Origin of the sequence: Chroococcidiopsis sp. CCALA 051 (assembly GCF_003015105.1) — a bacterium.
Classification (GTDB): domain Bacteria; phylum Cyanobacteriota; class Cyanobacteriia; order Cyanobacteriales; family Chroococcidiopsidaceae; genus Chroococcidiopsis; species Chroococcidiopsis thermalis.
In genome coordinates, this window is the sequence record NZ_PYCI01000074.1 from 20,364 (window position 1) to 31,139 (window position 10,776).

Here is a 10,776-nt window from a genome sequence, read left to right on the forward strand (position 1 = left end):
ACGGCTTAAGTGCATCCTCTCCTTCAATGTAACGAGAATTGGAGGAGATAAAAAATTTCTCTAGGATGATTTTTGTGCAAGAAATGCAGAAGGCAGGCGATCGCGAGGTTATATGGTATTTCCCATGCGGGTGTAATACATTCGTAGGGGCGCACAGCCGTGCGCCCCTACAGATCCTTAATCGCTATAAAACCGTTCTAAAGAGCGTTTAAATCGCCTCATTTTCTATTTCTACTAATATTCTTTCAGCTTCAGCGCACAATCGATCGTGACACTCACCATTACTAGCAATTAAACCGCCCCATTGACTGACATCTTCTTTGTTATAAATTAAAGGAGTTCCATCAAAGTGTGTTAGTTTTCCTCCAGCTTCTGTTAGAATCAACTCTGGTGCGGCTAAGTCCCAATCTTTAGGGGCAGATTTACCAGAAAGAGAAATATAAACATCTGCTTGTTGTTCGACAATAGCAGCTATTTTTCCACCAATACTACCCACACTCTTTTGTTTTTTACATAGTAATTTAGATAAAACTTTCTCTAATTTCTTACCTCTGTGCGAACGACTCACAACTATTGTAAATTCTTCAACATTCTGCCGTTGAGAAACTTTTACTTGGTGAATATTGCCATCGCGAGTTTCAACAAATGTTCCGCCTCCTAATGTAGCAAAATAAAGTTTTTCTACTTCTGGATAGGCTACGACTGATAACACCGGACGACCATCTTTAACCAAAGCAAGGTGAATTGTATATTCTCCAGTTTTATCGATAAAATCTCGCGTACCATCTAAAGGGTCAATTATCCAAACCCAAGATTTGGTTGGTTGTGGTGTAGAAGATTTATAGGTTTCTTCGGTAATATAGGCAAATTCTTCCTGTCCCAAGTTAGTTTGCAGGCGATCGAGGATATAACGATTCACGGCTAAATCTGCTGAGGTGACAGGACTACCTTGCTTATCTTTAATGTCTAGGTTGTCTTTATTTTCACCATAATAATAAGACCGGAGAAGATAGGATGCACCCCAACCAACGGAACGAGCGATCGCGAGAATTTCTTCTAAAGCTGGCATGTATTTATAACTGTAATCGTTTTACCCCCATTAATTCTAGTTGTAGAAACGGAAGTCTTGCATCTTTAACTCGAAAATTGCTGCCGCGCTTTGCTAGCAAGCTGTTGAATTGCCTGAAGTTCGGGTTCTGGTGTCTGGCTTTCCATTCCCAACCATAATAAATACTCAATGTTTCCTGCTGGACCCTGGATTGGCGACCAGGTTAAGCCGCGGTATTGCCAGCCTAGTTCTCGCGATGTTTGGAGAACTTGAAAAACTGCCTCTGCTTGGTCGTTAGGATCGCGCACGACTCCTTTTTTACCAACTCGCGATCGCCCAACTTCAAATTGAGGTTTTACTAATAATATCGTCTCGCGAGGCTCGCTTAAAAGTTGCCACAATGCGGGCAAAACTTTAGTTAAGGAAATAAACGATACATCGACTACAGCTAAATCAGCTGGTGCTGCATTGCCATATAATTCTTCTGGGGTGAGATGGCGTAAATTCGTCCGTTCCCGTAGTACGACACGCGGATCGTTACGCAAGCGCCACTCGACTTGTCCGTAACCGACATCGACACCGTAGACTTGTTTTGCACCCGCTTGCAACAAGCAATCGGTAAAGCCTCCCGTAGATATTCCCCCATCTAAACAAATTCTGTCTGTTACAGAAATAGTAAATTCAGCTAAAGCTTTGGCAAGTTTTTCTCCACCTCTAGACACATATGGCGATCGCGCTTTAATTTCAATTTTTGCGGTGGTTTCAATTTCCGTACCAGCTTTATCAATAACTTGCCGATTGACCATGACTTCCCCCGCCTGAATCAGCCTTTGTGCTTGCTGGCGCGAGGTGCATAAATTTAATTCTACTAATAAAGTATCGAGTCGTTGTTTAGTCAAGGCAATTCACTCTTGCGGTAATATCAATTTCATAGCGCGATCGAGAATGACTTCGCGATCGACAATTTCTGCTAATGCTTCTGGTTCGTAAAGTCCTTCTGCTACTTCTAAAGAGGCATAATCAATTGCATCAGGATAAGCTTCTTCTAAAGCTACGTACAGTTCCTCTAATGTTAAATAATACCCTCCCGCTTTACGTCGCTTATTCTTTTTTTGGATAGCTCGTACCGAATTGCGAATTGATACTTCCCAGGAGGCGGTTGAGCGATTTTCAACTTGTTGCTTAATCAGATGTAATAGGAGAATAACAGCATAGCTGCCAATAGCACTAATTTTATCGTCGCGACTCATTTCTTCTAATTCTTCAACAATTGCCATTGCTGCTGGGACATCACCTTTGAGCAGTAAATCTTTTAACTCTAGTAATTCTTCCATGTCTAGCACCTCAAAATACATCCATCTCTATTCCGATTAATTCAGAGTATTATGCTAAATTTTCTATAACTCGAATCGCCACAGCGATCGCATTACCACCTGAATCTTCTTGCTGTTTTAATAATATCTCCTCACTACTCCTTCGCTGGGCAACAACAGTACAAATGCAAGCTGCGGCAAAGTTATAAACTCCCGCCATTTTAAACAGCGTACCGGATTCCATTTCATAGTTAAGTATATTCAACCGTCTATATTCTGCTGTAATTCCTTGTAGCGATCGCATTAAATGCGGATTGGCAGAATCGACTCGTTCCTGTCCTTCATAGAACGTATCCACCGAAGCTGTAATTCCTAAATGATACTCTACTCCTAACTCCCGTGCTGCCTGGACTAAAGCCACCGTGAGGAAAGGATCGGCAGCGGCGGGATATTCTACAGGTGCAATATCGTTGGCTGCACCCTGACGACACAAAGCCGCCTGACTGATGACAATACTTCCTGCTGGTACGTAGTCTTGGATCGAACCGCAAGTTCCGATGCGAATAATTTGCCGAATTCCCAACTGCACTAACTCATTCACCACAATACTTAGGGAAGGCGCACCCATGCCACTTGTCGCCGCTAAAAGCGATCGCCCATTCGCTAAATTGCCGATATAACTATTTAAACCGCGATTTGCCGACAACAAGCGATCGCCCTGTAAATAAGTTTTGGCGATGAAATGCGATCGTTCGGGATCTCCCGACAACAGCGCTATTGTGGGGGGTACAGTACCCAAGTCGTCTCGCCCAAAACCCAAGTGATACAAACGCTTACTTGTCATAACTTACTATAAACCAGTATTTTTACCATCTCATCATCTTCGCGATCGTCACTAACCACGGGAAAACTAGCTAAATTTCCCTAGTTTTGCTATGGGCATTGTAGGAATCTCAAGGTTACGGTTGTACAGAATTTACTCTTACGGACAAGATCGTTCCTTTACATAAGCGAAACAGCATGAATTACGAAATAGAAACCGAAAATTTTCTTAAAGATTTAGAACGAGTTGCTCAAGTGAGGGTAGAAGTTGCTAACTATCTGGAACAGATGGCTGAAACGATCGAACTAGCAGAATTAGAAGGAAAAATCTCTTCTGGTGGACTTGGTTTAAATAGCCAGTTAGAAGACATAAAAGCGGTAGAAAATAATTTACGTCGAGGAGTATTTCGGCTTTTAGTTTTAGAGAATATGAAGCGAGATAAGACTACCTTTTGGAATGCTTTGATTGGCGAAAATTTATTATATAGCGATCTCAATTCATATACGGCTATCTTAACTATTTTACGTTATGGCAAGGAGAAGAAGGTTACAGTTTATTTTAACGATGACACGAAACCCGAACAATTAGATTTTCAACAATTCAAACAAACTTATACAATCGAACCTTCAGAAGCAAAGCAGTTAAAACAAGATGAGCAACAGATATTTCCTAATGTTAGCCATGCCTTAGTCGAATATCCTTTACCCTTATTAGAAAAAGGTATAGAAATTATTGATAGCCCTGGTTTAAATGATACGGAAGCTCGGTTAGAAGGAACTGGTTTTCCCGAATTTTTAGGTTCGTTAAATACATTTCTCACCAAAGAAAGAGCGATCGCGCAACTGCGACAAGCAAGAACTATAGCACGTCAAGCTTATACTCGCACTCACGCAGCGATCGAGCGTCGTATTCCTTTATTAGCGCAAGATGTCGATCGATTAAAGCGCAAAATTAATTCTCTAGAACCGGAATTTAAAAAGTTAACTGGCATTCGCGATCGCTTTCAACAAGAAATTCGCAGTATGAGAGATATCCAAGCAAAAGAAATTGCCGATTCATTTCGTAATTATATCTTAAATCTAGGGAATACTTTTGAAACTGATTTTTTAAGCTATCAACTAGATTTAAAACTATTTGATTCTATGAGCAAAAACAAGCGTGATGCTTTCAATACAGCACTAAAAAAAGTATTTGAGCAGTATATTAACGATAAATTATCTAATTGGACGTTGAGTGCTGAAAAAAACTTAAATACAGCCTTTGCTCAACTTACCGTTAGCGCGGCTCGACATGGCGAATCTTATTCTCAAGTCACTGACGAAATAACCGAAAAAATTACCGAACAAAAGGTCGTAGCTAATTCTAATGGTACGGCTGAAAACAATAAGACACCTACTTGGACAAAATGGGCAATGGGATTGTTTTCGCTTACTAGGGGTAACTTAGCTGGGGTAGCGATGGTGGGTGTAGAGTTTGACTGGAAAAACATTTTATTTAACTATGTTGCTGCCATTGGTATTGATAATATTATTTTTGCGGTAAAAAAAATCTTTAGGGAACTATTAGAATTAGCATTAATTGGTTTAAACGTAAATTTTTTGCAAGCAGATCGGGTACGTCAAGAATTAGTCAAAATGGCTGAGAAAGAATTAATCAAACACTTACCACAGGTAGCTAGCGAACAATGGCTTGCTGTATATAACGACGTGAAAGAATATTTTGATGCTTACGAACGAGAAGTAACTAAGCGGATCGACGATGATATTATCTCTCGAAAATCTGAACTAGATAATCTAGTTCAGCAAAAAGAAACTTTTGAGGTAAATCGGGATGCAGAAATGCAACGTTTGCAAAAGCTAGATGGGGAAGTTGCCATGAAGTTACAACAGATAGAAGGCTTATTTCAAAAGTCGATCGCTTTAACATGAAGAAGTAGGAAGTAGATAATAGCAGGGGCATATCAATTAATATTTGTGTCACGCCGATAAAAGTCCAAGACAAGTTTACATAGAGTGTAGGCGATCGCGATTCAAATTAAACCAGTTTTAAGTCAGTAGTTTGATGTTTTCAATCTGAAATGGTAGCGAATCAAAATAAGTGCGGCCGATAAATTTAGATCGGACAACAAGCACACAAATTACTGTGACAAAGCTTTCAAGCTAGCCTTTTCGATTTTCAAAGTTTTCTATACGTGCCGAATTTACAAATCATTTAGAACTGCTATACAACTCTCATACAATATGAAGCAGTTGCAGCACAGGCAACGTTCACAAATCAATTTGGATTGCTACAGAAGTAGAGACTACTATTTTAAATTGAGTACGTTAGCCGTAAGATCTATTCAAACTACAATTCAATTGATCGTTTTTTCTTAAAGTAAAAAAAATGCAAGTAATCCGATGTTGGATGCCGCAAACATAACTGGAACTAACCAACGTGCTACCCGATCGATCTTCAACGATCGCTCTTTCTGTTTTTCTAAATCGAGCCGATGTTTGACTACAGTGTAAATCACTACTAAACAAATAAAAATATACACAATCAGAATAAATCCATTGATGAAAGTTAGATAAGCGACTTTTGGTAATTCTTCTGCAACTACTATATTGAAGGCGATCGCTGATAATAAAGAACTGGTAGCTATAACAGTATTAGATTCAAAAGACCTCGACCAAAATACCGTCCAGGAAAGTCCAATGATAAACAAGAGCGGAAGAATTATATTCCAAATGTATGGTTTAGAATAACGAAAAACATCAATTTCATACACAAATTCTGGAAAATATGCTTCTTCAATATCTGATTTAATGGTTCTGACATTTGCCTGCTCCTCTCCGATTGTCCATCCCGCCAAAAAAGCATCTTGAGATTTGCCAGTTTTGGTCTTATCTACAGTGAAAATTATGTTTTTACTATCATCTAAGGTTGTGAGGATAAGTTGAATTTTTTGACTATCAAAAGGAAATTCTTTCAGATCGAGTTCGTAATTAAATTGACCTGTAAACTTTTCTTTGTAATATACAGTACCGTCAGGTTTTACCTTCAATTCTTTATAAGCTGCTTCTCGCTTGCCTTCAATATTCAAAAAACTTACATTAGGTGTCCAAATTTGCCCTGAGTTGTAAGTTTTATGTTTTCCTCCAGTCTGACTTGGATTAAAAGCTAAACGTTCATCTCTCCAATTCAAAAACAAGTAACCATCGAGTGTAAAAGACTCTTCTTGTTCATTGAAATCATCAAAATCGATCAAATACATCCCTACTGCAACTTCAGTAGATCGATCGAGCTTGGGTAGAGTCTGGGTTAATTGAATTGTAGTTTTTTTCTCAGAAGTTTCTTGAGCAATGACTTTGAGTTCATTAATAGGTAGACAAAAGGATAACAAAGCAGAAAAATAAACAAAATTTCTACGCATGTCTATTTACACAAAATAGTTCAACAAGTCTTGCAGAAAATCCAAGTTTAGCAATGATTTTAGCGACGATAAAAATCAGAGCCAAAATTAAGGTTGATAGAGTATCTCAATTTAAGCTTGCAGCTTCAGTATTCTTAGTAAAATGGGATTCAGCATAAACTTGGAAAGTTAATTTGTGAGGTTAAAGGTTAAAGGGAAAACCTTTAACCTTTAACCTTTTACTGAGCTAGCAAACTGATTTCTTCATTGAGTTCGCTTTGCTCGATCGCTGCTTTCACAGATCCTTCAGCACCCAAGACAGCGATACTAAAATCACTGCCAGCTTTTTGTTTATAAAAGGCAAGATACCGCAAAGCCTCATCGGAGATCGACTTGAGATTTTGCATATACAGAATAACACCTTTGACTCCATGAGCCTTCTCCAACTCTTCCTTAAAATATTTCAACATGCTTGGCTCTAGGGAACCAGCTAAATCGATCTTCGCTACCCCATCGCTGACTTCTATCAAGTCAGCATCGAAATCAACCCCAGCAGGCACTATTCTTACTCTGAACTTCATTTCATTTCGATCGGTTGGTAGTTCGATCGTTAACGCTTCAGGATCGAAATTAGTGTATTTGTGACCGTTGAGCCACACTTCTCCAATCCGAATGCTGCCAGGTGGTAGAATATCTGGCTGTACTCGCAAAATATTATCTGGGAAACCTCCAGGCATTGGCTTGAAGTAGAAATCCATTGGTTCCTGATTAATTAACAAGTTGATATAAATAGCTGCTAGGTAGCACAGCTCAAAAGAGTGATAACCTGCCATTGAGTGGCTGCCTTTACCGCGCTCCGTACCCAGTGCGTAGGGTTGTCCATTGGCTAAAACATTGAAATAGACCCCACCAGATTCGGTATCCAGAAACCAAGCGTTATAGAAGGCAGCACCTTCGCGGGCAAACCGAATGAAATCAGGGTCTTGATAGACACCAGCCATGATGTAGTAAGCCAGAATTCCTTGCTCTTGTTGCCACCAAGCCTTGCGATCGTGCCAGACGAGCCGATAGAACTTTTGACCTGGAGCTAATACTCTTTCTTCCATGTCATACCAGCCACCGCGCTGGCGATCGCAACCAACGCCAGGGATAACGTGACCGATCTTCTCAGCAAAATTTTTATATGTTTCTTTGGCATTGAGACTGTGCATCCGCGTCAAGTTCCAAGCAATTTTCAGGTTGTGACCCACAATTGCTCGGTTTTGCTGCACTGTATGGTAGTCTTTTGACCAGTCATCATTAAACTTCTCTTGGACGAAAGGACTAGCATCATAATCGGGAAAATGGGCAGCGATCGTGTCAAAGGTATACTCTAGGAAGTCGGCATATTCTGGTTCGCCAGTGGCTAACCAGAGATTGATTAAATAGGCGGGGGCGTGGTCGCCGACAGAGTTCCAATTCTTTTTAGCCCGATTGCGCCCAAGGGATTCACTGTAGGGACTAAGGGTAATTGGATCGATGTGAGAATAGTAGCCGCCTTTTTCACTTTTGTCTTTGAAAAATCGGTGAAACAGATTAACCGTTGCCTTGATATCATCTTTAATTAAGCGATCGCCTGTGATTCGGTAGGTTTGCGTAGGACCTGCCAAGGCGTAAATCTGCTCGTAGCAAGGAATTGCGTCGTAGTCATCGCCGAATTCTGAGGCAAAGATTTTTTGCTCGCTGCCGTCCGCCTTAATATCAACAGCATGATACCAATAGCAAATACCCTCGCTTTCATCGCGGAAACGCATATGTTCGCGCAGATATTTCGTACCCTTTTCCGCAGCTTCTAGAAAACGATCTTCCCCAGTGAGTAAATAAGCAGAGGCAAAGCCATAAACTAGACGCGAGATCGTGTCCGTTTCTTGACGACCGGACTTTTGCTTATCTCCTGCGATGGTGAGGTTAGTACGGTATTCGGAGTAGTCAATTTCCCCGTCGCCAAACTCAGCTTCTAGATAGAAATCGGCTAACTGCCGCACCTGCTTAATCCACCAGTTTTGCGTTTCAAACAGGTATTCGTTCTCGCTACGACCCAGAAAAACAAGGTGATTGGCTGCAAAAGCGCAGTCGCCGTTTTCTCCATCTGGGTAAAAGATGCCATAAGCAAAGACAAATCGTCCTGGTACGAGCATTTCTCGCATTTGGGCAGTCGCATCGCGATACGCCTCTCCTAAGTTACGTACCAGTTCGCCAAAGGCAGTCGGGGCTAATTGAACGAGAAATTCTCGATTGTCGGAGGTTTTTAAGCTAAAGGTGTCTTTGGTCTTGTCAAACTGTGTTACATACCCAGCAATCAAGTCTGAGAAAGTAAAGTCTATTTTATTCATTGGATTTGCTTTAAATGTAGAGAAAGAATTAACAAAATTACTGAGAAATTAGTACAACAACACTACGACCTTGCACAAAGTAGGTGTTACTTGTTACCAGGGTTTCTGTGCCTGGTTCTGCAATGTCTAAGGGAGAATTCTGAGCGGTGTCTATAGCTCTATACCACTGCTTGCCTGCAACGGCAGGAATTTCAAACTCAAGTTCTTCCCAGTACATGTTGAGCATGACATGAATGTCTGCCTCTTCGTTGAAACCCCCTAAGGTAAATGCCAGAACGCGAGCGTTGGGATCGTTCCAACCAGGGCTGTATAACTGGCAACCATGCCAGGAGATGTCTGCTAAGCCACGCTGATTTACACTACCCGTGAAGTAACGGGAGCGATGTAAATTGGAATGGCGCAGGCGGAAGTCGATCGTTAACTTCCAGAATCGGAACAATTTGCTGTTTTTCTCAACCAGATTCCAATCAAACCAACCGAGTTCGTTATCCTGACAATAGGCGTTATTATTACCTTTTTGAGTCCGCCGGACTTCATCCCCCATCACAATCATCGGTACGCCTTGGGAAAGCAGGAGAATGGTGGCAAAGTTCTTAATCTGGCGATCGCGCAGATCTTCCACCCAGCGATCGCTCGTCTCACCCTCAACGCCACAATTCCAGCTCAAATTCTCATCAATGCCATCTCGATTACCTTCTCCATTTGCTTCGTTATGTTTCTGGTTGTACGAAACCAGATCGTTTAACGTGAAACCATCATGGGCAGTAATAAAATTCACGCTATTGATCGGCAAGTGTCCGTGATTTTGGTATAGGTCAGCACTACCAGCAATCCGAGCCGCAACAGCACCCACGATGCCAGACTCACCTTTGACAAAGCGCCGAATATCATCTCGATAGCGTCCGTTCCACTCTGCCCAACGATACCCTGGGAAATAGCCAATTTGGTAAAGTCCAGCCGCATCCCAAGCTTCAGCAATGATTTTGGTATCGGCAAGCGTTTCAGATAACTCGATATTCCAAATGGCTGGCGGATACTGTAACGGTACTCCATCTTGCCCGCGAGATAGAACTGACCCTTCGTCAAAGCGGAAGCCGTCAATATGCAATTCTTTCACCCAGTATTCGAGAGACTCGACAATTAGCTTTTCAGGGATGGGATGGTTGCAGTTGAATGTGTTGCCGCAGCCAGTGTAATCGTAGTAGTACTGCTTATCTCCTGCCACCAGATAGTAGTAGATGCTATTGTCAATGCCCTTAAAGCAGAAGACAGGTCCCTGATGGTTGCCTTCATCGGTGTGGTTAAAAACTACATCCAAGATTACTTCAATCCCAGCTTGATGCAGGGCTTTAACCATGTCGCGAAACTCTCGAACGTGGTTGCCGATTTGAGGGTTAACGCAATAACCAGTGTGAGGGGCAAAGTAACCCATAGTACTGTAGCCCCAGTAGTTCTTCAGGGGCTTGCCGTCCACATCCCGCAGAATTTCTGTGTCGTCGAACTCGAATACAGGCATGAGTTCAACTGCTGTAACGCCTAATTCCTTAAGGTAAGGAATTTTTTCGATCGCTCCAGCGAATGTTCCTGGATACTTGACACTCGATGTCGGTGACTTAGTAAATCCGCCAATATGCATCTCATAGATGATAGTTTCGCTCATGGGACGATTGAGCGGGCGATCGCCTTCCCAGTCATATTCTGATGTATCAATGACAACACTTCTCATTGATGTCGTCAAATTATCACCAGCAATACATCGGACAGAATCAGGCGGCGATAGTGCCGTAGGAACGTAGACTTTGGTAGTTGGGATGAGATTTAATCAA

8 protein-coding genes are annotated in these 10,776 nt (G+C 41.6%); 1 reads left to right on the forward strand and 7 read right to left on the reverse strand.

The genetic code is table 11. From position 1 onward, the window contains the following. Positions 1-208: 208 nt before the first annotated feature. The 4 genes from C7Y66_RS18085 to C7Y66_RS18100 form a co-directional block, all read right to left on the reverse strand. On the reverse strand, positions 209-1,069 hold the full coding sequence (locus tag C7Y66_RS18085; RefSeq protein WP_106546659.1) for a 3'(2'),5'-bisphosphate nucleotidase CysQ: 861 nt from the start codon (positions 1,067-1,069) through the stop codon (positions 209-211). Positions 1,070-1,134: 65 nt separating this feature from the next. Then, the gene (locus C7Y66_RS18090; RefSeq protein WP_106546660.1) at positions 1,135-1,947 is read right to left on the reverse strand and encodes a TlyA family RNA methyltransferase; all 813 of its coding nucleotides are present in this window, start codon (positions 1,945-1,947) and stop codon (positions 1,135-1,137) included. Between the two features lie 6 nt (positions 1,948-1,953). Continuing rightward, a complete protein-coding gene (locus C7Y66_RS18095) occupies positions 1,954-2,382 on the reverse strand; it encodes a DUF29 family protein (protein WP_106546666.1) in 429 nt (142 codons plus the stop codon). Positions 2,383-2,431: 49 nt separating this feature from the next. Further along, positions 2,432-3,205 carry a nucleoside phosphorylase gene (locus tag C7Y66_RS18100; RefSeq protein WP_106546661.1) on the reverse strand — a complete coding sequence of 258 codons (774 nt, stop codon included), beginning with the start codon at positions 3,203-3,205 and terminating at the stop codon, positions 2,432-2,434. Positions 3,206-3,381: 176 nt separating this feature from the next. On the opposite strand from C7Y66_RS18100, the gene C7Y66_RS18105 reads away from it, so the two are divergent. Beyond that, positions 3,382-5,112: a dynamin family protein gene (locus tag C7Y66_RS18105; protein ID WP_106546662.1), complete on the forward strand. Its 1,731-nt coding sequence runs from the start codon at positions 3,382-3,384 to the stop codon at positions 5,110-5,112. A gap of 443 nt (positions 5,113-5,555) precedes the next feature. On the opposite strand, the gene C7Y66_RS18110 is transcribed toward C7Y66_RS18105, so the two are convergent. The 3 genes from C7Y66_RS18110 to C7Y66_RS18120 form a co-directional block, all read right to left on the reverse strand. Further along, positions 5,556-6,599, reverse strand: coding sequence for a hypothetical protein (locus tag C7Y66_RS18110; protein WP_106546663.1), 1,044 nt, complete (start codon positions 6,597-6,599; stop codon positions 5,556-5,558). A 218-nt stretch (positions 6,600-6,817) separates the two neighbouring features. Continuing rightward, positions 6,818-8,950 carry an AGE family epimerase/isomerase gene (locus tag C7Y66_RS18115; protein WP_106546664.1) on the reverse strand — a complete coding sequence of 711 codons (2,133 nt, stop codon included), beginning with the start codon at positions 8,948-8,950 and terminating at the stop codon, positions 6,818-6,820. Between the two features lie 37 nt (positions 8,951-8,987). Further along, positions 8,988-10,676 carry a glycogen-debranching protein gene (locus tag C7Y66_RS18120; RefSeq protein WP_233222735.1) on the reverse strand — a complete coding sequence of 563 codons (1,689 nt, stop codon included), beginning with the start codon at positions 10,674-10,676 and terminating at the stop codon, positions 8,988-8,990. Between the last annotated feature and the right edge of the window lie 100 nt (positions 10,677-10,776).